Here is a 22,806-nt window from a genome sequence, read left to right on the forward strand (position 1 = left end):
GCAGCCGCACCACGCTCGCTTACATGATCTGCGCCGTCACGATCCCATAGAGAATGAACACCACGCCGAGGCCCCAGACCATCGCGGGAATCTGCAACCTGCGGCCCATGGTGACTTCCAGCGCCAGATAGCTCAGCGTTCCCAGCGCCATTCCGTTGATGAGGTTGTTGGTCAATACCGTCACCAGCAGCGTCAGTACGATCGGCGCCGCATTGCCGAGGTCCATCATGTCGATGCGCGCGAGACCCTGCATCATCAGGATGCCGACCAGCACCAGCGCCGGCGCGGTCGCCTGCGGCGGAATGATCACGAAGACCGGCCAGAAGAACAGCGCGAGGCAGAAGAAAGCGGCGACCGTCAGCGATGTCAGACCGGTGCGCCCGCCGGCCTGCACGCCGGTGATGGATTCGATGTAGGCGGTGACCACCGAGGTGCCGAGCAGCGGTCCCACGATCGTGGCCGTCGCATCGGTGGCGAAGGCGGCCGTGGCATTGGGGATCGACCCATCGGCCCGGCGCAGATTTGCGGCGCCCGTCACACCGATCAATGTGCCCAACGTCGAGAAGAATTCGGCGCAGAGGAAATAGAACAGCAGCGGCAAGGCGACCAGGAAATGGGTGAAGAGATAGCCGACATCGAGCGCCATGAAGGTGCTGGTCGGCCAGCGCGGCCAGGACAGGATCGCCGAGGGCACGGAAGTCACCATCTTGCCGTTCGCGCCGGGAACGAAAAGGCCGATCAAGGTCAGGGCTGCGATCGACAGGATGAGGGCGCCGGGAACGCGCTTTGCCACCAGAACCGGGGTCAACAGCAGGCCGGCCAGCGTCAGCAGCATCGCCGGGCTGCGCAACGATCCCATGGCGATGAAGGTCGAAGGATTTTGCACGATGAAGCCGGCGCCACGCAATGCAATGAACACGATCAGCGTACCGACCGCGGCCTGGATGCCGATCTTCATCACCTCCGGAACGTCCCTAGCGACCCGCTCGCGAAGCTTGGAGAGGCTGAGGATCAGAAACAGCACGCCGGTGAACGCGACCATGGCCAGCGCCCCCTGCCAGGGCATGCCCATCTGCTTCACGATCACATAGGTGAAGATGACGTTCGAGCCCATCGCCGGCGCGACCGCGAGCGGCAGATTGGCGGTCAACCCCATCATGACGCAGCCGAAGATCGCCGCGATTGCGGTGGCGCTGACGAGATCGGCACGGTCCATTCCGGCGCCCGACATGATCGCCGGGTTCACCGCAATGATATAGGCCATCGCCGCGAAGGTGGTCGCGCCGGCGATCACCTCGCGCCCGACGCTGGTGCCGCGTTCGGTCAGGCGGAAGAAACCGTCGATCGAGCGTGCAGCGGGAGCCGATGAAGTGGCGGCATTTGCTGCGGTCGGACCGGAGGCCAGTTGCGGCGGTGTCATCTCGTTCATGGTGTCCCCTCCGATCGTTGCCGTCACCAGACCACTGGATGCGGCTGGCCCGTCTGCACGTTGATGAAACCGAGCGGGGCCTGCTCGCATGGCGCGACCAGCACCCAACTCCACGGCGCGCAGGTCAGGGTCGCGAACATCAGCCGCTCCGGAAATCCCGGATACCAGCGCGGCCGGTAGGTCGGCTCGAACATCCAGTCCACCTTGCGGCCCTCGGCGTAGAGCGCCTGCATGTCGGCATCGAGCGCTTCGGCGGGACGGCAACTCATCAAACCGCCGACCTCGAACCGGACGGTGGCCGCGAGTTCCCCCTCGCGCACCAGCGCCCAGCCGCCCTGCAGTTCGACCAGCGCGTTGACCGCCTTGGCCATCGCGGCGTCCGAGGAGCCCACGACCCAAATGTTGTGCTTGTCGTGCGCCACCGAGCAGGCAACCGCCGTGTCCGGCGTGCGCGGTCCGCAACCGCGCCAGAACATTTTTGAGACGCGGCCATCGCCGGAAAAGCGGTCGACGATCGCGAATTTGGTGATCGCCTGACTCTCGTCCCGCTGTACGGCGCCGCCCTGCACCGGCAGTTCGAGGGTGTAGAAATCAGGATGCCAGTGGAACGGCCGGATAACGGCGGCCTTCATGGTGGCGCGGCCGGGCTCGGCGGCGAGCGCGAAATCCTGCGGCTCGATCGTGCGATTGATATTGACTGTCCTGGTCGCCCATTCCGGCCAATTGATCTCCGGAACCGGGCCGATGTAACGCTCGCCGTCCGACACCTGGGCGCCGTCGGCCCATACTTCGGCGATATCGAGCTTGCCGACATCCGACAACAGCACGACGTCGCCGAAGCGGCCGGGCGACAGGCTGCCGACATACGGGGTGAGGCGCATGTGGCGCGCCGGATTAATGGTGAGGCATTGGATCGCAATTTCCGGCGCTAGGCCGGCCTCGATGGCGAGACGTGCATTGTGATCGCTGGCGCCGGTTTCGAGCGTGTGGCTGGCGCTGCGGTCGTCCGTCGTGAACGCGATCTGCGACCAATCCTGCAGGCCCCGCGCGAGCAGCCACGCGACGATCTCGGCCATCGCGTAGACGCGCAATTCGATGAACAGGCCGCGCGTCAGCTTGTCCCAGGTTTCCTCCGGTGTCTGCACTTCATGGTCGGAGGCGAGCCCGGCCGCGGCAAAGGCGTTGATGGACGGTAGGTCCCGCAAGCCTGCCGCATGTCCTTCGACGACGCCGCGCGCCGCGAAGGTTGCCTCGATCATGCCCCAGATCCGCGCGTAGGACGGATTGTCCGGATTCCATACCGCGGGCCAGTCCATCACTTCATCGAGCCCGGTGACCATCAGGCTCTGGCCCATGAAATGCGCCTGCTCCTTGCCGCCGTACCAGCCGCCGCCCCACTCATAGGCGGTGGGCGGCACCGCCGATCCGGGCTGGGGAAAGATTTTCAGCGGCGACCCGCGCCGGCGCGCCTCGAACCAGAATTCGAGATTGCGCTCACCGTTGACGTTGGAAAACTCGTGGCTGGCTTCGCAGGTCCAGGTATTGCCGCGCGGCAGCACCAGCGCCGCCTCCCATTCCGGCGTCAGATGCGAGCTTTCGATGTGCTTGTGGACCTCGCCGAAGCCCGGAACGGCCGCCAGATTTGGCCGATGCACACGTTCGCGGACCTCACCGGGATAGCTGCCCGCCGGTCCGACCCAGGCGATGCGGCGGCCCTTGAAGACGATCTCCTGGTCCTCGCTCCAGCTCCGGCTGTGCACGTCGAGCAGGCGCCCGACCCGCAAGGCACGATCGGCCGGGCGGCGGCCGAGGGCCGTCAGCACCAGGTCCTGACGGATGCGAATCTCGTCGCTTGCATTAATCAGCAGATCGTCCGGGATCGCGTTCAGGGGTGCCATGGCTCTGTCCTGTTCCTACGCCGGTGGTTTTGCGGCCGCCGTCCGTTTTCGCTTTGATTGACCGTCCTTGTCGGAAGACAGCCGTGCGGCGGCCGCGTCCCGCCGGCGAACGTCCTTCAGCAGCGTGGTCAGTGCCCACTCGATCGCATCGGCGATCTCGGCGCTGGACATGCCGAAGTCCTCGCGCAGCGCGCTCCACGCCAGCACGTTGTTGAGATAGGTCGCGAGCGCCTCGGCTTGACGAGCCTCCTTCGGCTTCAGGTGCCGCGTCAAAGGCGCCATCGCCTTGCGATGATGTTCGATCAGACGGCGTCGGAAGTCGGCCCGCATGGTGCGGCCGGCCCGGGTCAGGGCGATGGCGCGTGCCAGATGCGGATGCCGATCGAAACTCCTGCACAGCTTGCGAAAGATGCCGGGCAGTTCGTCCGGCGAGGTGAAGGGAACGTAGCCGAATACATTGTTCTCGATCCATTCGCCGGCGGCGGCGAGAAGTTCCGCGCGGGTCTTGAAATGCCGGTAGATGGTGCGCTCGGCGACCTTGGCGCGCTTGGCGACATCAGCCATGGAAACGTCGTCGCCGGCTCCGTCCGCAAGGGACTCGACAAAGGCGGCAACGATTCGCCCGCGCGTCAGGGCGGCGTATTCGTCGCGCAATTCGGAGCTCTGTCGCTTTACTGTACTCATGTCATAACTATGACATCAGCGGATTTGGCGCGGCAAGGTCAGATTTTAGGCATTGACGCCGCGTAAGTGTGCGGCTGGTTCGGCTGGCCGGAAAACAACAAGGTGGAGGCGATGGGCGATGCCTTCGCGCGCACGTCCTCGCCCGAGGAGCTGAAGAAGATCGCGGCCGAGATCCAGACCGAAGTCGATGATCAGGTGATCGATATCCCGCTCGGGCAGTATCTCGTGACGGCTGCGTGGCGCAAATCGCTGTCCGGCGTCCTCGACGGCCCGGCGACGCCGGTGTTCTAGAATGTCGACAAGTCGGAGTGACGGACGCGCGCCGGCTGTGCGCGCGATCATCGCAAGCTGACTAAAACGATTCCATTTTCAAACGCTTCTAAACTGGACGCGCGCTATCGGCCTTGAGGGCGTTCTGCGCGGATTGCATAGTGTCGGCATGATCGTTTCTGAACCGCGTTGATGCCGCATATCTACGACCACATTTTCGAGCAGTTCCGCATCGTCGATCCCGATGACAATGACAGGTCGATCGTGGAAGATTTTGCCAGCCGCACGCAATGGCTGGAGACGCCGGGCTGCCTTTTCCAACGCAACAATATCGTGCTGGGCAGCCGGATTCGCACTGAAGGTGTCATCAAGGCAGGGCTTTTTGTCTCCGTGATACTCAAGGGGGCAGGGAGCGGCCGGGCGCGCAAGGGCGCCACCCGGATCAACTATTCGGATGCTTCAATCGTGGTCATGGCGCTCAGAGAGCCGACGTTGTGGGACGGCGATGCGCCCCGCGGCGCGCACATGCAGGCGGCCGGCGTCGCCTTTCCGATCTCGTCCCTGGAGCGGCTCGGAATGATGGATGAGTTCATCGGACTGTTCGACACCAGGGACCAAAACGTCTTCGTCGCTTCGCTGAAGGCGTCGCCCCGGATCAAGGCCATAGCCATGGAGATGCTTTCCCCGGTGGCCGACGGCCGGAACGCCGAGCTGCTGCTGTCGGCGCAAGCGACCGAGATGTTGGCCCGGGCCATGCTGGCACTGCGCGGCAACGAGGGCGTCAGTCTGGTATCCGACCATAAGCGTTTGCGCCTGCAGGCGGTCAGGGAGCTGATCGAATCCGATCTGCGGCATCCCTGGACGATTGCCGAGCTGGCAAGGCACGCCGGTGTCAGCCGCCGCTCGTTCACCGCGCAATTTCATCGGGTCTATGGCGTCAGCGCATCGGAATATCTTCGAACCAGCCGGCTGAAATCGGCGCGCGAAGCCTTGCTGCATCAGGGATTGTCGGTCACCGAGGCGGCCTATGCCGTCGGCTACGCCAACCCGGCGAATTTTTCCACGGCGTTCCGGCGGCATTTTGGCTACGTGCCGAGCAGCTGCCAGCGCGACGGACTGTCCTGACCTCATCGACATTCCCAAGGGGGAACCGGGCCGCCTGCGTGGCGGCCGGCGCCACCGTGCCGCACCGATGCGTGACCGGCGGAGTATTCCAACGTCGAACTTGGAGAGTGTCGACGCACGATCAAAGGTTTTTTGCGCATACGCAAAGGCATCCAAGAATCAAATCTGGTCTCTCGTGAACGGGGAATAGTGAACGGGGTGAGACTGATGCGTGATTCTGTACAGCCGTCGGCGTGGGGCGCGGCGTCGAAGGCGTTCTTCTGCGTAACCGTATTCGGGTTGAGCATGCAAATCGGGGAGGTTCACGCCCAGTCCGGCCAAACCTTGCCACCCGTCACCGTCGATGCCCCGAAGCCGCAAGCGGCGCGTCCGGCACAGCCTTCCCGCCGCGCGGCGCGGTCGCAGACGGCGACGCGGCGCGTTGCGGTTCCCGCCCAGCAGCAACCGGTGCAACAGGGTGCTCGCGGCGGCGCCGGCGAACGCGCCACCGGACCCGTGGTCGGCTATCTCGCCAATCAAAGCGCCAGCGGCACCAAGACCGACACGCCTATTCTGACCACGCCGCAGTCGATTTCGGTCGTCACCAAGGATCAAATCGCGGCACAAGGCGCCCAGAACATTGTCCAGGCGCTGCGTTACACGCCAGGTGTCTCGCTCGATACGTATGGCGCCACGACCTTCTTCGACGCCATGAAGCTCCGTGGTTTTGACGTGCCACGCTATCTTGATGGTCTGCGGCTGCCGATCGATCAGGGAACGCAGTTCGCCAATCCGAAGATCGAGACATACGGCCTCGAGCGGCTGGAAGTGCTGCGCGGGCCGTCGTCGGGCCTATACGGCCAGACTGATCCCGGTGGTCTGATCAACATGATCAGCAAGCGCCCGACCGCGACGCCGCAGCATGAGATCCTCGGCACCTTCGGTTCGTTCGATCAGTTCCAGGGCGCGTTCGACACCTCGGGGCCGATCGACAAGAACGGCGAATTTCTCTATCGCCTCGTCGGCCTGGGGCGAAGCACCGGCAATCAGCAGGACTTCGTGCACGAGAACAAGGCGTTCATCGCGCCCAGCCTGACCTGGCGGCCGACCAACGACACGTCGTTCACATTCCTCTCGCACTATTCGAACATCCAGAACAAGGGATGGCAGCAATATGTGCCGGGCGACGCGGCGGGGCTGGCGCCCAATCCGTTTGGTCGCATTCCCTATAGCCGCTACATCGGCGAGCCCAGCGCCGACCGTTTCACGCTGGAACAGTTTTCGGTTGGCTACGCCTTCGAGCATCGCTTCGACAACAATCTGCAATTCCGCTCGAATTTTCGCTACTTCGACGTGTCGCAGGATCTGGCCGGCGTCCGTTCCGAAGGCCTGCTTCCCGATTCCAGAACCGTGCTGCGCTCGTTCAACTACTTGAACTCCGCCGCGCAGAACGTGGCGCTGGACAATCACGTCCAGGCCGATTTCGCCACCGGTCCGCTGCTTCACAAGGTGCTCGTCGGGTTCGACTATAACCGCCAGGCCTCGACCTCGGACTACAAGTTCGCGATGATCAACTCGATCGACGTATTCGCGCCGGTCTATGGCGCGCCGATTCCGGCGGCGAATACTCTGCCGTCCTTCATCAAATCCGCGACGACGTTGAACCAGGCCGGCCTGTACCTGCAGGATCAGGTCAAGCTCGACCGCTGGACGTTGACGATGACGGGACGGCAGGACTGGGCGCAGGCGGAAACCGTCAGCACGGGTTTCTTCCCGGCGCCGGGCACCTATCTTCAAAATGACCGGGCCTCGACCGGGCGCGTCGGCCTGAACTATCTGTTCGACATCGGCCTGTCGCCCTACGCCAATTATTCGACCTCGTTCGTGCCGATCTCGGGCACCGACCAGTTCGGCAGCCCGTTCAAGCCGACGACCGGCGAGGGCGCCGAGATCGGCGTCAAGTTCAAGCCGGTCGGCTCCAACCTGATGCTCACGGCCGCGGTATTCGAGGTGACCCAGCAGAATGTGCTGACGAGGGATCCGGGCAATATCAACTTCAGTGTCCAGACCGGCGAAGCCCGCGTGCGCGGCATTGAATTCGAGGTGCGCGGCAACGTGACGAGGGAACTGGAGCTCGTCGGAGGCTACAACATCTACGATCCGCGGGTGACCAAGAGCAACGACGGCTTTGTCGGCAATTATCTCGTCAATACCGCGCTCCGGCAGGCGTCGCTGTGGGCGAAATATACCTGGTACGACGGCCCGCTGGCCGGGCTCGGCATCGGCGGTGGTGCCCGCTATGTCGGTGCAAGCTATGGCGATGCCGCCAACACGCTCTTTATCCCGGACTACACCCTGTACGACGCCGCCATCAGCTACGACTTCCAGTATCTGCGGCGCGACCTGAAGGGATGGAGCGCGCAGGTCAACGCGACCAATCTCACCAACAAATATTATGTCTCATCCTGCCTGACGGCGATGCCCTATTGCGGCCTCGGTGCGGCGCGCACCGTGCTCGGTACGTTGAAATACGCCTGGAACTAGCTGATCATGACGCCAGCGACCAGATCTCTTCGCCGATGGGGCGCCGTCCATAAATGGACGAGCCTCATCTGCACGATTTTCATGCTCATGCTGTGCATCACCGGCCTGCCGCTGATCTTTCATCATGAGATCGACGAGCTCCTGCACAGCGAGGTGAAGCCGGCCGAGGTCGCGCCCGGCACACCGTTCGCCGATCTGGACAAGCTGCTCGCCAACGCGCTGGCGAATGCGCCGAAGAATATGCCGGTGCCGCATTTCCTGATCTGGGACCGCGACGATCCCAACGCGATGTTCGTCAGCGTCGGCGAGTCCCTCACGTCAGACCCCACGAACAACCGTTTCGTGCGGATGGATTCGCATACCGGCGCCTATCTCGATTCGCCCGACGTCACCGGCCGCTTCACCTACATCATGCTGAAGCTGCACACCGACATGTTTGCGGGTTTGCCGGGCAAGCTGTTCCTTGGCCTGATGGGGATCCTGTTCTGTGTCGCGATCATCTCGGGCATCGTGGTCTACGCGCCGTCGATGCGTAAACTGGATTTCGGCACCTACCGCAGCCAGCGCCCGCGCATCGTGCGTTGGCTCGACATCCACAATCTCGCGGGCATTTTGCTCGTGATGTGGACACTCGTGGTCGGCTTCACCGGCGTGATCAACACCTGGGCCGACCTCGTCCTGAAGATGTGGCAATACGGCCAGCTTGCCGAGATGACGTCGCAATACCGCGATCGCGCGCCGCCCGCCAAATTGACCTCGCTGCAAGCGGCCGTGACCGTCGCGACGGACGCGGTGCCGGGCATGACGCCGAGTTTTGTGTCTTTCCCCGGAACGATCCTCAGCAGCAAGAGCCACTATGCCGTCTTTCTGAAGGGCGACACGCCGGTGACCTCGCGCCTGCTCAAGCCGGCGCTGATCGATGCGGAAACCGGCAAGCTGACCGACAGCCGCGACATGCCCTGGTACGTCACGACCCTGTTCATTTCGCAGCCGCTGCATTTTGGCGACTATGGCGGCATGCCGCTGAAGATCCTCTGGGCGCTGCTCGACGTGCTGACGATCATCGTGCTCGGAACCGGAGTCTATCTCTGGCTGCGCCGGCGCAAGGCCGGCGTCAGTGTCGATCGCGCCATCGCGCAGGGTTCCGCCCTCGAAACGCCCGTGCTGTCGCGGTGATCGCTTGAGAAATCATCGCAACCTGCGGCAAATCTTTGCGCTGCCGATTCTGGTCGGCATCCTCTCCACCGTGGGCCTCGTCGCGGCCCTTGTCGGTGACGGGTGGTGGGACGGCCTGTCGTGGACTTCGCTGTCCCTGCCGGTGTTGCTGTATTTTTTCTTCACCATCCGCAGACAGGCGACGTCGCGCGATTAATTGCTGCGACATTTGTGTGACGCGGCATGCAAGAAATGCCGAGAGCAAATGCCAAGAGAAAGTCGTCTCGATGGCAAACTTCCGACACATGATGGCGGCGAAAAGGGGCTCTCCGACATGACGCTGGCGCGGCGGCAAACCCGGTTCCGGTTTTGCCGTCGTGCGCATTTTAGAAGGGGCCTCGATGTCGCACAAATTTCTGCCCTCGCTCCTGCTCGCTTGTGCGCTGTTTGCTTGCCCCGCGGCGCTTGCCCAATCCAATACCGCGCCGACCGCCACCGCCCCGGCAACCAACAACGCCAGCGCGCTGACGCCTGATCAGGCGAAGCGGGCGCTGGAGACGTTGCAGGACGACAAGAAGCGCGCGCAGATGATCGACACGCTGCGGGCGATTGCGGGGGCGTCTTCATCGCCGCAGGCCGCCGAGCCGACGCCCGAAGCGAAGCCGGCCATCCCGCTCACCGCGGATAGTCTTGGCGCGCAATTGCTGCTGACGGTCTCCGAACAGGTCGGCGATATTTCGCGCGAAGTCACCTATCTGGTGCGGTCGGTGACGCATTTTCCGGCGTTCTATTATTGGTTCCTGCGAACCGTCAACGATCCCGCGGCTTACGGCCAGATATTCGACATCGCCTGGAAACTGGCGCTGGTGTTCGGCTGCGCCTTCGCCGCCGAATGGCTGGTGTTCCGCCTGATCAAGCGGCCGGTGGCGCTGTTGGAAGCGCGGCTGCCGCAAACCGCGCGCGCGCCGGCGCAGACGCTGGCAATGGTCGATCCGCCATCCTCCGCGGCTGACGTCACCGTGGAGCCGGCGTTGCACCGGCGGCGTCTCAGCCTGGCGCGGGCCTGGCAGTCGCTGATCCGGTTGCCGTTCGTGCTCGGACGGCTCGCGCTCGAACTGCTGCCGGTATTGGTCTTCGTCGGCGTTTCCACCATGCTACTGAGCACCGAGATCGGCGATCGTCCGACGGTCCGGCTTGCGATCCAGGCGGTCGTCAATGGCTATGCGCTGTCGCGCGCGCTGATCTGTGCTGCGCGGGCGCTGGCCGGGCCGTACGGCCTGTTTCGGGTCCGCGCCGAGACCGCGGCCTATATCGAGATCTGGGTCCGGCGCATCGTCGCGGTCGGCGTGTCCGGCATCGCCTTTGCAAACGTGGCGCTGCTGCTCGGGCTGAGCCGCGGCGGCTATGCCGCGCTGCTGCGCCTCGTGATGCTGGTCGTGCATCTCTTTATCGTCGTCATCATCCTGCAATGCCGCCGCCCGATCGCCGACGCCATTCGCGCGCCGCACGGTCGCACGGGCGCCGCCGCCCAGATACGCAACCGCATTGCCGGTGTGTGGCACTATCCCGCGATCGCGCTCGATCTCGCGCTCTGGACGGTGTGGGCGCTGCACATCCGCAACGGCTATTCGCTGTTGTTGCAGTATTTCGTCGGCGGCATCGCCGTCATCCTGATTGCGCGATTGGCGATCATCGTGGTGCTGAGCCTGATCGACCGCGGCTTCCGCATTCGCCCCGAGATATCGCAGCGCTTTCCGGGTCTGGAGACCCGCGCCAATCGCTATCTGCCGCTGCTGCGCAAGATCGTTGCTTCGGTCATCGGCTTCATGGGCTTCGTCGCATTGCTCGAGGTCTGGGGCATCGACGCCATCGTCTGGTTCTACGGCGGGCAAATCGGCAGCCGGCTGCTGTCGGCGGTGGTGACGATCGGCATCGCCGCGCTCGCGGCCGCCGCGATCTGGGAGGTCGCCAACGCGCTGATGGATCGTCAGGTCAATGCGCTGTCGCGCGAGGGGCATTACGCGCGCGCGGCGCGGCTGCGCACGTTCCAGCCGATGCTGCGGACGGCGCTGCTGTGCCTGATCGTCACGGTGGTCGGTCTGACCACACTCAGCGAAATCGGCGTCAACGTCGCGCCGCTGCTGGCCGGCGCCGGCATCGTCGGCATCGCGATCGGCTTCGGTTCGCAAAAGCTGGTGCAGGACCTCATCACCGGGCTGTTTCTGCTGCTGGAAAATACTGTCCAGGTCGGCGACAACGTCACGGTGTCCGGGCTATCAGGGACGGTCGAGAATGTCTCGATCCGCACCATCAGGCTACGGGCCGGCGACGGTTCGGTGCACATCGTTCCCTTCAGCGCGGTGACGACGCTCACCAATTCGAGCCGCGGCGCCGGCAATGCGTCCGTCAGCGTCAATGTTTCCTACAAGGAAGACACCGACCGCGCCGGACAGATCCTCAAGGACATCGTCGCCGAAATGCGCCGCGAGGACGCCTACCGCCACGCGATCCGCGGCGATCTCGAATTGTGGGGCATCGACAAGGTCGACGGTTCGATGGTGTCGATCGTCGGCCAGATCCGCTGCACCGACAGCGGCCGCTGGCCGGTGCAGCGCGAGTTCAACCGGCGCATGAAGCAGAAATTCCAGGATGCCGGAATCGAAATCGCCTCCACGGGACAAACCATCCTGATGCAGATCCCGCAGCCTTCCGAGGCGGCGCCGGAGCAGATGCCGCGGCGCGCGGCGGGCTGATCGCGACGATCAATTTCAGGCCGTTCTAATACGCCTCGCGCTGCCGCCGGGCGTTCGGTCCCGCAGTCGCTCTTGCAGGACCATAATAGGGATTGGTGATGCATTGGGCCGCGCGCCCCGATGCCGTCGCGGCACACTGCGCCAGCGAGGTAAAACGGCATATGATGGCGCTGCCGTGGTGGCTGTAGGTCTGGATGCAGATCGGGTAGGCCGGATCATAGGTCTGCGCCCGAACGGGCGCTGCCGTCAAAAGTGCCGCGACTGCCGTGACGGTCAAAGCCGGAATGCGCATGGGAGAGGTTCCTTCCTGCACGCATCGGCACCTCGAGCATGTGTGCGAGGGCCTGTGTCCTGATAAGGGAAACCCCGACCTCAGATATTCATTCCTCGTCACCCAGAAACCGCGCCAGCGTCTCGTTGCTGTAATTCTCGCCCGCAGACATCGCGCAGATGCGTGAGAGCTGCACGTAAGGCAGTCCGGTTTCCTCGGCCCATTCGTTGAACTGCGCCTGTACCTTGGCAAGATCGCGCTTCGACGTCACCGTCTCCGCGATATCGAGGCCGGCGTCGCGCAGGCAGGCCACCATGTCCTTTGAGGTGACGAAACCGTCCCACCCAAGAAAGCGCAGCATCATCTGGCCGGTGTTGCCGCCGAGCCGGCTACCGCGCTTGGCCAGCAGGTCGAGTAGTCCGATCTGGTCGGAGGAGGGCCAGTTCGCGAGGAATTTGCCGAAGCTGCCGTGTTCTTTGGCGATCTCGCGCACGAAACTCGCATTTGATCGCACCGACATGATCTTGGCGCCGTTGCGCACGATGCGGGTGTCCTTCATCAGCGCGTCCCAGAACTCATCCGCCTGCAGCGTCAGCGGCCCGGGCTTGAAGCCAAGGAAAGCTTTCTCGAATCCCGGCCATTTGTTCTCGATCACGCTCCAGGCAAAGCCGGCCGAAAACACCCGCTTGGTCATCTCGGCGAGAATGCTATCGTCGCCAAGTTTGGCAAGCGCCTTCGCCTCGGGCTTCGGCGGCAGCAGCTTCTGCAGCGCCTTCGGCCCGCCCTTGCGCTTCTCGGCGCGCGCGCGGATGGTCTTGAATGGAATGGTCATGCGAAATTCCTGCGGGCTGTCTGGTTCAACTGCCGTTCCCTGCTTATAGCGCGAAACAGCGACCTGTCCGCCGTGCTACCCTTTCGTCATTCCCCGATGTGCAATTGCACATCAGAGCTCGATGCTACGCATCGCCCCGAAATGACAGCCAAATTTGGAATGCCGTCCTCTCCTCGTCATTGCGAGCGCAGCGAAGCAATCCATGGCGCGCCCAGCCGAGGAATGGATTGCTTCGCTGCGCTCGCAATGACGGTGGGCTGCGACAAAACAACCCGACGGGCAAATCAGTTCGGATTTACGGAAGTCGTGTCAAGCCCTGGAATAAAAAAGATTTCTGTTTACCAGAATGCAAATCAGGTGCATATCTTTGCCCATCCCGTCCTACTCAGAAGGGCGTCGGCCGTCGTCACGGACGTTGGACGGGTTGCGGTGGACGCTGATGTCGCGAAGACGTAACGCGACAAAAGCGTACGGCAAAACCGTGTGGTCCTGGCACCCGTTGCAGGTGTCAAGCTGTCGGGTAGGCGAGAGCTGAACGACAGCGACGGAGTCAACCAAGAACTCGTCTCCGGGGAGAGCACGGCATAAGCCGTAAAGCCACTGCGCAGGGAAGGCCGGGTGTTCTCCGCTGCCCTGTATGCTCGCGTGCAGCCTACTTAGTGCAAACCGCACGCGAGACCGCGGGTGCAGCGCGCACCCGGTCTTCCCTGCGCCCTCTTAATGAGAGGGCGGGAAGTTTTCAGCAAAGCTCGGGCGCTGTGCGTCGCGAGATCGCGAAACTGCGTTTGGATGACGGTGCAGTTACAAACACCGCCGTCGTCCCGGCCTTGAGCCGGGACCCATAACCACAGGGAGCAGTTTTGCGAAAGGTGTTTGATACCGCGGCCTCTTCGAGAGATCACGCGGTATGGGTCCCGGCCTGCGCCGGGATGACGGGATATCGTTGCAATATCAACACCATAGCCCGCCGTTAACGACGCAATGCAGCCCCCACCAACATTCCATGGCGCTTTGGCTGCGAATGGCCTAAAGGGTGCCTATCTCATTCAAATCGTTCGGGTCATCGGACCCGCGCATCCTCCAGCCGGCAGCCTCGATCGTATGGTTCGAGGCTTTATTCGGCTTTCCGGCGCAGCTGCGCCTATTAAGGTTCTGATCCCGTGACATCCCTGACCACAAGTCCGCCGCTCGCCCGAGCCCTGGCCGAGCGCAATTTCGATTCCCTGACGCCGGTGCAGACCGCCGTGCTGGCAAATGACGCCGCTGGCCGCGACCTGCTGGTGTCGGCGCAGACCGGCTCCGGCAAGACCGTCGCCTATGGCCTCGCGATATCAGCCGAACTGCTCGGCGATGCCGAGCGGTTCGAGCGGGCTGGCGCACCGCTTGCCCTGATCGTCGCACCGACGCGTGAACTTGCCTTACAGGTCCATCGCGAACTCGCCTGGCTCTATCAATATGCCGATGCGCGCGTGGTTTCCTGCGTCGGCGGCATGGATCCGCGCCGTGAACAGCGTGAGCTCGCGGCCGGCGCCCACATCGTGGTCGGCACCCCGGGGCGGCTGTGCGATCATTTGAGGCGCAACCGGCTCGACATTTCCGAATTGAAGGCTGTCGTGCTCGACGAGGCCGACGAAATGCTCGATCTCGGATTTCGCGAGGATATGGAGTTCATCCTCGAGACCACGCCGGAGACCCGCCGCACCCTGCTGTTCTCGGCAACCCTGCCGCGCGTCATCATCGCCCTGGCCAAGGAATATCAGCAGGAAGCTTTCCGTATCGAGGTTGGTGGCGACGAAGGCGGCCACGCCGACATCGATTACCGCGCCATCCGGATTGCGCCCGGCGATGTCGACCATGCGGTGGTCAATACCTTGCGCTTCTTCGAATCGCCGAGCGCGCTGGTGTTCTGCAATACGCGCGAAGCGGTGCGGCATCTGCAGGCAACATTGTCGGAACGCGGCTTCTCGGTCGTGGCGCTATCAGGCGAATTGACCCAGAACGAGCGCACCCACGCGCTGCAGGCATTGCGCGACGGACGCGCCCGCGTTTGCGTCGCGACCGACGTCGCCGCCCGCGGCATCGATCTGCCGAACCTCGATCTTGTCATCCACGCCGATATTCCGAACGATCCCGAAGTCATGCAGCATCGCTCCGGCCGCACCGGCCGCGCGGGGCGCAAGGGTGTCAGCGTCCTGCTGGTGCCGCCGGCGCGCAAGCGGCGCGCGGAAGTGCTGCTGAACCTGGCCGGCATCGATGCGATCTGGGGCACGGCGCCGCAGGCCGATGAAATCCGCAAGCTCGATCAGGAGCGCATGCTGAAGGATGCGCTGTTCGCCGAAGAGACCACATCAGAAGATCTGATGCTGGCGCAGGCGCTGCTCGCCGAGCGCTCGGCCGAGGATATCGCCGCGGCACTGGCGCGGCTCTATCGCTCACGGCTGCCCTCGCCCGAAGACATCATCGATCCCGGCGAACATCGCGCCCGGGGCCGCGAGGATCGCGGCCGCGAAAGAGATCGGGATAGTCGTGCGCCGCGCGGTGACGATCGCAACGCCAGCCCACGATCGAAGTCGAAAAAGCCGTCGGCGCGCCACGTCATGGGCGAGAACAGTGTCTGGTTCCGCGCCTCGATCGGCAGCCGCAAGAATGCCGAGGCGCGCTGGCTGTTGCCGATGATCTGCCGCCGCGGCGGCATCGACAAGACCGACATCGGCGCCATCCGCGTCATGGACACGACGACCGAGTTCGAGATTTCCGCGCGTGCCGCCGACAAATTTGTCGGCAACCTCCGCCGTCCCGACAAGGAAGACAATATTCGCATCGAGCCGCTGCCCGAGGGCCCGCAGGGCGAGAAGCGTCCGCCTGCGCGCGAGCGTGAGGAGAGGGCACCGAGGCCGCATGGCAAGCCGTGGCAGGACAAGCCGCGGGAAGCAAAGCCTTGGGACAAGCCTCGCGACGAAAAACCCCGTGATGAAAAGCCCTGGAGCAACAAGCCGCCCGGGGGCAAATCCCGCGACAGCAAGCCGTATGAAGAGAAGCCTCGCAGCGAGAAGGCTGCTGGATTCGACAAGGAAAGACGTTACGATAAAAAGCGGCCGTTCCGGGAGAAGCCCGCTTACGCCGCCAAGCCGAAACATGACGGCGCTGCGAAGCCCGCGTTCGGGAAGAAGAAAAAGAAGAAATTCCGCGACTGAGGAGGCGCCGGCAACCGGCCGGCGTGCTTCACCCGACGCTCATATCCTCGTGAACAGCGGAAAGCGGAAGCTCCTTCGATTGAATTGATGACGGTCGTCATATAAAAAATGGCTTGATGGACATCGAACGCAGGAGAGATGGATGGGAACGGCAATTGTCATCGGTGTCGGGCCTGATCAGGGCCTCGGCGCACAACTCTGCAAGCGCTTTGCCACCGAGGGCTTCAACGTTCTGGTTGCCGGCCGCACCAAGGCGGCGCTCGACGCCGTCGTTTCCGACATCGTCGCAGCCGGCGGGCGCGCTACGGCGGTCGTAGCCGACGCCACCAGTGAGGCCGATACCATCGCGCTGTTCGACAAGGCCGGTTCCGATCTCGAACTCGCGATCTACAACGCCGGCAATAACACGGCCGGCAAGATCATCGACATGACCGCCGATTACTTCGAGCAGAGCTGGCGCGTCGTGTGCTTCGGCGGCTTCCTGTTCGGCCGCGAGGCGGTCCGCCGCATGGTGCCGAAGGGCGCGGGCACATTGCTGTTCACCGGCGCGAGCGCCTCGTTGCGGGGCCGCTCGGGCTACGGCGCCTTCAATTCGTCGAAGGCGGGCTTGCGCACCCTGGCGCAGGCGATGGCCAAGGAATATGCCGGCGACGGCATTCATGTCGGACATGTCGTGGTTGATGGCGCGATCGGCGGCGAAAAGATCAAGACGCGTTTCCCGGAGGCCGCCGGCCGCGAGGAGCGCCTGATCAGCATCGAGGGCATCGTTGACGGCTTTGTGTTCCTGCACAAACAGCCGCCGCGCGCATGGTCGTTCGAGCTCGATGTCCGGACCATGCACGAGAAATGGTGATCGGCTTTCCCAACCGGCAATGATTGTGGCATGAGTCATTCCAGCGAATTGCCCTTCAGGAAACGACGATGCCCGCCTTTCCGACCTCGACCACCGTCCTTGACTCCATCCTGTTCCGCGACGCCTTCGGCACGCCGGCGATGCGCGAGGTGTTCTCGGATTTCAGCCTGATCTCGCGCTACGCCGAAGTCGAGATCGCGCTGGCCAAGGCCGAGGCGCGCTGCGGCGTGATCCCGGCGCAAGCCGCCGAGGAAATCGCAAAACGGACGGACGTCTCGGCGCTCGATTTCGACCTGCTGCGCAGCGAGACCGACATCGTCGGTTATCCGATCCTGCCGCTGGTGCACCAGATGGTGAAACAATGCGGCGACGCCGGCCGCTACGTGCATTGGGGCGCGACGACGCAGGACATCATGGACACCGCCGTGGTCCTGCAGGTCCGCACCGGGCTCGAAATCATCGAGGCTGATATCGCCGCCCTCCGCGGCATCCTCGCCGATCTCTCCAAGCGCTATCGCGATACGCCGATGGCGGGGCGCACCCATCTGCAGCAGGCGCTGCCGGTGACGTTCGGCTACAAGACCGCGATTTATCTCGCGATGTTCGATCGCCACGCCGAGCGCCTCGCGCAATTGAAGCCGCGCGTCCTTGTCGGCCAGTTCGCAGGCGCCGCCGGCACGCTGGCCTCGCTCGGCGACAAGGGGTTCGAGGTTCAAAAGGCGCTGTGCGAGGAACTCGGGCTCGGTGTGCCCGTCTCGACCTGGCATGTCGCACGCGACGGCCTTGCGGAAGTGATCAATTTCTTCGGCCTCGTCACCGGCTCGCTCGGCAAGATCGCGCTCGACATCATGATCATGGCCTCGACCGAATTTGCCGAACTCTACGAGCCGTTCGTGAAGGGCCGCGGCGCGTCCTCGACCATGCCGCAAAAACGCAACCCGATTTCATCCGAACTGATGCTGGCGGCGTGCAAGGGCGTGCGCCAGCATGCCGGTCTGATGCTGGACGCGATGGTGCAGGACTTTGAGCGCGCCACCGGGCCATGGCATGCCGAATGGATGGCGATCCCGGAAAGTTTTGTCCTCACCGCGGGCGCGCTGCATCAGGCCAAATTCGCGTTGGGCGGCCTGATCGTGGACGAGAAGAAGATGGCGGAAAATCTCGATATCAGCCGCGGGTTGATCGTCGCCGAAGCTGTGATGATGGGCCTGGCGCCCGACATCGGCCGGCAGGAGGCGCACGACGTCGTCTATGACGCCTGCCGCGTCGCCAATGAAAAAGGCACGACGCTGGCGGATGCGCTGTCCGCGGACCCGCGGGTCTCCTCGCGCATCGACCGCGCGACCATCGACCGCCTGACCTCGCCGAAGAATTACCTCGGTCTCGCGCCCGAGATGGTCGACCGCGTATTGGCGTCGTCGAAGCGTTGAAGGAACCGGCCGGTTCGCCTATCTCTGTAGCAACGATTGATTTGAGGGCCCGTCATGACCGCACACGAACGTAATTTTTCGACGCCGATCGATCCCGTGAAACTCGACCGCCTTGCCGAGGTCGCCGTGAAGGTCGGCCTGCAGTTGCGGCCGGGCCAGGACCTGCTTTTGACCGCGCCGTCGGTGGCGCTGCCGCTGGTTCGAAAAATCGCCGAGCATGCCTACAAGGCCGGTGCGGGCCTGGTGACGCCGTTCCTGTCCGACGAAGAGATCACGCTGTCGCGCTATCGCTACGGCCACAATGACGGGTTCGATCGCGCCGCCGGCTGGCTCTACGAGGGCATGGCGAAGGCGTTCGGCAATAACACCGCTCGGCTGGCGATCGTCGGCGACAATCCGATGCTGCTGTCGGGTGAGGATCCGACCAAGGTGGCGCGCGCCAGCAAGGCCAATTCGATGGCCTATCAGCCGGCGTTGGAAAAGATCGTCAATTTCGAAACCAACTGGAACATCATCGCCTATCCGAGCCCGGCATGGGCGAAGCAGGTATTTCCCGACGTTGCAGAAGATGTCGCGGTAGCAAAACTGGCGGACGCGATCTTCGCGGCCTCGCGCGTCGATCAGGACGGCGTGGTTGCGGCGTGGGAAAAACACAACGCGGTGCTGCGCGAGCGCACGCAATGGCTGAACGGTCAGCGCTTCCACGCGCTGAAATATTCGGGACCGGGCACTGATCTTACGATCGGTCTCGCCGACGGCCACGAATGGGAAGGCGGCGCCTCGATGGCCAAGAACGGCATCACCTGCAATGCCAATATCCCGACCGAAGAAGTCTTCACTACGCCGCATTGCCGGCGCGTGAGCGGGCATGTCGTCAGTTCCAAGCCGCTGTCCTATCAGGGCACCCTGATCGACAACATCGCGGTGCGGTTCGAGGAAGGCCGCATCGTCGAGGCCAAGGCTTCGCGCGGCGAGGAAGTACTGAAGAAAGTCCTCGACACCGATGAGGGCGCCGCGCGCCTCGGCGAAGTGGCGCTGGTGCCGCATTCCTCGCCGATCTCGAAAAGCGGATTGCTGTTCTTCAACACGCTGTTCGACGAGAACGCCGCCTCGCACATCGCGCTCGGCCAATGCTACTCGAAATGCTTCATCGACGGCGGCAAGCTGACGCCGCAGCAGATCGCAGCACAGGGCGGCAACAAGAGCCTGATCCATATCGACTGGATGATCGGCTCGGCCGAGACCGACATCGACGGCATTCATGCCGACGGAAGCAGTGTCCCGGTATTCCGTAAGGGAGAATGGGCGTGAGCGGGAGCTCACGCCGGCCGTCAGCTAGGCGAGCTTCAATTTGTAAAAGTCCGTCGCCGTCTTCGAGAACATCGCCGTCTTCTCGGCCTCGCTGTATTGCGCGGCGAGCCGCTTGAAGGCGTTGAAGATCACCTGGTAGCTGCACTGGCCCTTGTCAGGCGGAAAATTGCTCTCGAACATGCAGCGGCTGGGTCCAAAGGACTCGATGCACGTCTCTATATAAGGGCGCCACGCAGCGGCGGCCTGTTCCGAGGTCGGCGGCTTCGGCCGCAGATGGAAGTCATAGCCGAGCAGGCTCATCGCGAGCCCGCCGAGCTTGACCACGACATTGGGACATTTGGCGATCTCCTGGATCGAGGTCTTCCACACCGGAAAGATCTCCTCGCGCCGGCCCGCATAGCTGCCGATTCCGATCGGGCCGCCGCAATGGTCGAGCACGATCCTGGTGTCCGGGAAGGCGCGGGCAAGATCGGTGAGTTCGCCGATCTGCGGATGAAACAGCCAGCCTTCGAAACTGAGGTCGAGCGGCGCGAGACAGGCGAACCCCTTGCGGAAGGTTGCGTCGAGCAGCAGGCCCTGCGGCCGCGTCGCATACATCCCGGCGACATTGGGATCGGCATCCCACGCCGCGGAATGCCTGATGCCGCGGAAGCGGCCGTTGCCGGCGACGATCTCCGCCTCCAGCACCGGCCTAGCGTCCTCGCCGAGCAGCAGATTGACGTGGCTGACGATGCCGGCGCAGATTGCAGCCTTGCCGTAGCCGCCGCTTGCGGCCATCGCGGCGACGCCGTTAGCGAATTCTACCTCGCCGACCGGGCGGAACGCCTCGGGCCCGTGCGCGCGGTACATCGAGCGGCAATCGACATAGACGGTCGCGATGATGTTGTGGCCGGATGCGATATCGGACGCCATCTCCTCGATCATGTAGCGCAGCCCGCCACGGTCCCACAAATGATGGTGCGGGTCGACGATCGGGCGGTCGGGGTCGATGATGTCCTCGGTGTGCTGCGCCAGCCAGTCTTCGCGCGGATCGGCATAGAGCCCGCTCTTCGATGCGGGTGCAGTGCTGACGGCCATCGATGGTCACTCCCTGATTATTGTTATCGTTGTCGTGGCGGCTCAGACCCCGTCGAGAATGATCACGGTCGGCGTGGTGGGCAGCGTTTCGCGCGATATCTTCAGGGTTCGCTCGGTGCGCTGGTCGATCTCGAACTGCTTGCCGATCAGCCGCATGAATTCGTCGAGCGGGGTGGCGAAGCGGTGCATCGGCAGCACGACGGAGGCGCGCAGGCGCTTGGTGATTTCGGAGACGCCATCGAGCGACATCGTAAAGGTGCCGTCGATCGGGACCATCACGATGTCGAGCCGGCCGATCGCGGCGAAATGGCTGTCGTCGAGCTTGTGATGCAGGTGCCCGAGATGGCCGATGCAAAGCCCGGCGACCTCGAAGATGAAGATCGAGTTGCCGTCCCTGATCATCTCGCCGCCGGCGCCATCGCCGTAGTAGCGGCGGATGTCGGTGGTCACGTTGCGGATATAGACGTCCTCGACGCGCAGGCCGACCAGCGCAGGCTGCCCCTTGTCGCCCCAGCCGTGCAGCACATGCTTGATCTTGGGATCGGGAAACAGCGTGAAATGCGTCGAGTGCGCGCGGTTCATGGTGACGACGTCGGGCAGCCGCCCGGTCTGGTAGTAGCCGTTGAAATCGGTCCCGATCCGCACGCCGGCGGGCGTGTCGATGTAATAGGTGGAATGCCCGACATAAGTGATCGCGACCTCCTCCACCTTGGCCGCGGTGCGGCGGAGGCTAACCGGCACAGCCCGCGGCGGGGCATTGGCCATCGCCAGGCATTCGCTGCGCAGCGGCGATTGCGCGGTCGCCGGAATGATCAGCGAACCGAGGAAGGCAGTGGCAAGCACAAGCGATCGCAGCATGGCATGACCCGTATGCGGCGACGGCCGCTGGCATTACTGTATCGCCGAATTCAGCGCCCGTCATGATGTCAATCGCGCACAGCTCCTGTGCCGCATTTGCTTCACCGGCGTTAGGCGATACCGTGTGGCAGGATGCCACAACGGAGTAACGCCTTGACCGAGCAAGCTTCCACGCCAGCCCAAAATGCCGCGCGCGCACCATCGTCGAAACGGCTGGAACCGCTGCGCAGCATCGATGCCGGCGTGCTCAAGATCGCCTATTACGAGGCGGGGCCGGCGGACGGACCGGTCGTGATGTTGATGCACGGCTTTCCCTACGACATACACTCCTATGTGGACGTGGCCCCGCAGCTTGCCGCCGAGGGGTGCCGCGTCATCGTTCCCTATCTGCGCGGCTACGGACCGACCCGGTTTCGCGACAAGGCGACACCGCGGTCGGGCGAGCAGGCGGCATTGGGCGCGGATTTGATGGCGCTGATGGATGCGCTCGGTATCAAGCGCGCGGTGTTCGCCGGCTATGACTGGGGTGGCCGGGCCGCCTGTATCGGCGCGGCATTGTGGCCGGAGCGCTGCATCGGCCTGGTGTCGGTCAACGGCTACAACATCCAGGATATCGCCAAGGCGATGGTGCCGGCGCGGCCGGACCGCGAAGTGGCGCTCTGGTATCAGTATTATTTCCAGCTCGAGCGCGGACGCGCCGGCCTTGCCACCGACCGGCGCGGCATCGCCAAACTATTATGGCAGCAATGGTCGCCGAACTGGCATTTCGACGACGCCTGCTTCGAGCGGACGGCGGTCGCGCTCGACAATCCTGACTATGTCGAGGTGGTGATCCACAGCTACCGCCATCGCTACGGCCTTGCCGAGGGTGATCCGCAATATGCCGATCTGGAGCGCCGGCTGGCGGCGCAGCCCGTCATTACCGTGCCGACCATTACGCTCGACGGCGACGGGGATGGCGTGAGCCCGGCCACCGACGGCAGCAAGAGCGCGCCGAAATTCGCCGGCCGCCGGGTTCATCGGGTGGTGCTGCGCGCCGGACATAACCTGCCGCAGGAGGAGCCCGAGGCGTTTGCAGCGGCGGTGCTGGAATTGATCAAGGCGTAGGCCAGAGCAGCGACGTGATCGAACGAGCGAAGCTGG

General features: G+C 63.7%; 17 protein-coding genes and 1 pseudogene. 11 read left to right on the top strand and 7 right to left on the bottom strand.

Going from position 1 to position 22,806, the window contains the following annotated elements:
* Positions 1-19: 19 nt before the first annotated feature.
* From JQ597_RS25705 to JQ597_RS25715, 3 genes are read right to left on the bottom strand one after another with little or no spacing between them, the layout of a single operon-like run.
* Positions 20-1,429 carry an NCS2 family permease gene (locus tag JQ597_RS25705; RefSeq protein WP_212267936.1) on the bottom strand — a complete coding sequence of 470 codons (1,410 nt, stop codon included), beginning with the start codon at positions 1,427-1,429 and terminating at the stop codon, positions 20-22.
* A gap of 23 nt (positions 1,430-1,452) precedes the next feature.
* A complete protein-coding gene (locus JQ597_RS25710) occupies positions 1,453-3,327 on the bottom strand; it encodes an adenine deaminase (protein WP_212267938.1) in 1,875 nt (624 codons plus the stop codon).
* Between the two features lie 15 nt (positions 3,328-3,342).
* The gene (locus JQ597_RS25715; protein ID WP_212267940.1) at positions 3,343-4,011 is read right to left on the bottom strand and encodes a TetR/AcrR family transcriptional regulator; all 669 of its coding nucleotides are present in this window, start codon (positions 4,009-4,011) and stop codon (positions 3,343-3,345) included.
* Between the two features lie 72 nt (positions 4,012-4,083).
* Between JQ597_RS25715 and JQ597_RS25720 the strand changes: the two are divergent.
* The 6 genes and pseudogenes from JQ597_RS25720 to JQ597_RS25745 all read left to right on the top strand — a co-directional run.
* A pseudogene (locus tag JQ597_RS25720) lies at positions 4,084-4,302 on the top strand (ABC transporter substrate-binding protein); the annotation flags it as partial.
* A 171-nt stretch (positions 4,303-4,473) separates the two neighbouring features.
* On the top strand, positions 4,474-5,406 hold the full coding sequence (locus JQ597_RS25725) for a helix-turn-helix transcriptional regulator (RefSeq protein ID WP_212267944.1): 933 nt from the start codon (positions 4,474-4,476) through the stop codon (positions 5,404-5,406).
* A gap of 207 nt (positions 5,407-5,613) precedes the next feature.
* The gene (locus JQ597_RS25730) at positions 5,614-7,929 is read left to right on the top strand and encodes a TonB-dependent siderophore receptor (protein ID WP_249148198.1); all 2,316 of its coding nucleotides are present in this window, start codon (positions 5,614-5,616) and stop codon (positions 7,927-7,929) included.
* 6 nt (positions 7,930-7,935) lie between these two features.
* A complete protein-coding gene (locus tag JQ597_RS25735; protein WP_212267946.1) occupies positions 7,936-9,105 on the top strand; it encodes a PepSY-associated TM helix domain-containing protein in 1,170 nt (389 codons plus the stop codon).
* A gap of 4 nt (positions 9,106-9,109) precedes the next feature.
* The gene (locus tag JQ597_RS25740; RefSeq protein ID WP_212267948.1) at positions 9,110-9,301 is read left to right on the top strand and encodes a hypothetical protein; all 192 of its coding nucleotides are present in this window, start codon (positions 9,110-9,112) and stop codon (positions 9,299-9,301) included.
* Between the two features lie 184 nt (positions 9,302-9,485).
* Positions 9,486-11,837 carry a mechanosensitive ion channel domain-containing protein gene (locus tag JQ597_RS25745; protein WP_212267950.1) on the top strand — a complete coding sequence of 784 codons (2,352 nt, stop codon included), beginning with the start codon at positions 9,486-9,488 and terminating at the stop codon, positions 11,835-11,837.
* Between the two features lie 25 nt (positions 11,838-11,862).
* Here the strand turns inward: JQ597_RS25745 and JQ597_RS25750 are convergent, their stop codons facing one another.
* Positions 11,863-12,129 carry a DUF3551 domain-containing protein gene (locus JQ597_RS25750; protein ID WP_212267952.1) on the bottom strand — a complete coding sequence of 89 codons (267 nt, stop codon included), beginning with the start codon at positions 12,127-12,129 and terminating at the stop codon, positions 11,863-11,865.
* An 88-nt stretch (positions 12,130-12,217) separates the two neighbouring features.
* Entirely contained in the window at positions 12,218-12,940 is a 723-nt protein-coding gene (locus tag JQ597_RS25755; protein ID WP_212267954.1) for a DNA-3-methyladenine glycosylase I, read from the bottom strand.
* 1,160 nt (positions 12,941-14,100) lie between these two features.
* On the opposite strand from JQ597_RS25755, the gene JQ597_RS25760 reads away from it, so the two are divergent.
* The 4 genes from JQ597_RS25760 to JQ597_RS25775 all read left to right on the top strand — a co-directional run bounded on the left by JQ597_RS25760 (position 14,101) and on the right by JQ597_RS25775 (position 19,728).
* Positions 14,101-16,134: a DEAD/DEAH box helicase gene (locus tag JQ597_RS25760; RefSeq protein WP_212267956.1), complete on the top strand. Its 2,034-nt coding sequence runs from the start codon at positions 14,101-14,103 to the stop codon at positions 16,132-16,134.
* Positions 16,135-16,276: 142 nt separating this feature from the next.
* The gene (locus tag JQ597_RS25765) at positions 16,277-16,987 is read left to right on the top strand and encodes an SDR family NAD(P)-dependent oxidoreductase (protein ID WP_212267958.1); all 711 of its coding nucleotides are present in this window, start codon (positions 16,277-16,279) and stop codon (positions 16,985-16,987) included.
* A gap of 68 nt (positions 16,988-17,055) precedes the next feature.
* Positions 17,056-18,417 (top strand): class-II fumarase/aspartase family protein, encoded by a 1,362-nt coding sequence (locus tag JQ597_RS25770; protein ID WP_212267960.1) that lies wholly within the window; start codon positions 17,056-17,058, stop codon positions 18,415-18,417.
* Positions 18,418-18,471: 54 nt separating this feature from the next.
* A complete protein-coding gene (locus JQ597_RS25775) occupies positions 18,472-19,728 on the top strand; it encodes an aminopeptidase (RefSeq protein ID WP_212267962.1) in 1,257 nt (418 codons plus the stop codon).
* Between the two features lie 24 nt (positions 19,729-19,752).
* Here JQ597_RS25775 and JQ597_RS25780 read toward each other — a convergent pair whose 3' ends face one another.
* Both JQ597_RS25780 and JQ597_RS25785 read right to left on the bottom strand, forming a co-directional pair.
* Entirely contained in the window at positions 19,753-20,805 is a 1,053-nt protein-coding gene (locus tag JQ597_RS25780; protein ID WP_212267964.1) for an amidohydrolase family protein, read from the bottom strand.
* Positions 20,806-20,847: 42 nt separating this feature from the next.
* Complete coding sequence (locus tag JQ597_RS25785; protein WP_212267966.1) at positions 20,848-21,663, bottom strand: MBL fold metallo-hydrolase; 816 nt, start codon at positions 21,661-21,663, stop codon at positions 20,848-20,850.
* Between the two features lie 222 nt (positions 21,664-21,885).
* Between JQ597_RS25785 and JQ597_RS25790 the strand changes: the two genes are divergently transcribed.
* The gene (locus JQ597_RS25790) at positions 21,886-22,770 is read left to right on the top strand and encodes an alpha/beta fold hydrolase (protein ID WP_249148200.1); all 885 of its coding nucleotides are present in this window, start codon (positions 21,886-21,888) and stop codon (positions 22,768-22,770) included.
* Positions 22,771-22,806: the final 36 nt, after the last annotated feature.

The organism is Bradyrhizobium sp. AUGA SZCCT0177 (assembly GCF_018130125.1).
Classification (GTDB): Bacteria; Pseudomonadota; Alphaproteobacteria; order Rhizobiales; family Xanthobacteraceae; genus Bradyrhizobium.

Coding starts and splice junctions, on each gene's coding strand:
- JQ597_RS25705 (WP_212267936.1), bottom strand. CDS start 1,429: ATGAACGAGATGACACCGCCGCAACTGGCCTCCGGTCCGACCGCAGCA.
- JQ597_RS25710 (WP_212267938.1), bottom strand. CDS start 3,327: ATGGCACCCCTGAACGCGATCCCGGACGATCTGCTGATTAATGCAAGC.
- JQ597_RS25715 (WP_212267940.1), bottom strand. CDS start 4,011: ATGAGTACAGTAAAGCGACAGAGCTCCGAATTGCGCGACGAATACGCC.
- JQ597_RS25725 (WP_212267944.1), top strand. CDS start 4,474: ATGCCGCATATCTACGACCACATTTTCGAGCAGTTCCGCATCGTCGAT.
- JQ597_RS25730 (WP_249148198.1), top strand. CDS start 5,614: ATGCGTGATTCTGTACAGCCGTCGGCGTGGGGCGCGGCGTCGAAGGCG.
- JQ597_RS25735 (WP_212267946.1), top strand. CDS start 7,936: ATGACGCCAGCGACCAGATCTCTTCGCCGATGGGGCGCCGTCCATAAA.
- JQ597_RS25745 (WP_212267950.1), top strand. CDS start 9,486: ATGTCGCACAAATTTCTGCCCTCGCTCCTGCTCGCTTGTGCGCTGTTT.
- JQ597_RS25750 (WP_212267952.1), bottom strand. CDS start 12,129: ATGCGCATTCCGGCTTTGACCGTCACGGCAGTCGCGGCACTTTTGACG.
- JQ597_RS25755 (WP_212267954.1), bottom strand. CDS start 12,940: ATGACCATTCCATTCAAGACCATCCGCGCGCGCGCCGAGAAGCGCAAG.
- JQ597_RS25765 (WP_212267958.1), top strand. CDS start 16,277: ATGGGAACGGCAATTGTCATCGGTGTCGGGCCTGATCAGGGCCTCGGC.
- JQ597_RS25770 (WP_212267960.1), top strand. CDS start 17,056: ATGCCCGCCTTTCCGACCTCGACCACCGTCCTTGACTCCATCCTGTTC.
- JQ597_RS25775 (WP_212267962.1), top strand. CDS start 18,472: ATGACCGCACACGAACGTAATTTTTCGACGCCGATCGATCCCGTGAAA.
- JQ597_RS25780 (WP_212267964.1), bottom strand. CDS start 20,805: ATGGCCGTCAGCACTGCACCCGCATCGAAGAGCGGGCTCTATGCCGAT.
- JQ597_RS25785 (WP_212267966.1), bottom strand. CDS start 21,663: ATGCTGCGATCGCTTGTGCTTGCCACTGCCTTCCTCGGTTCGCTGATC.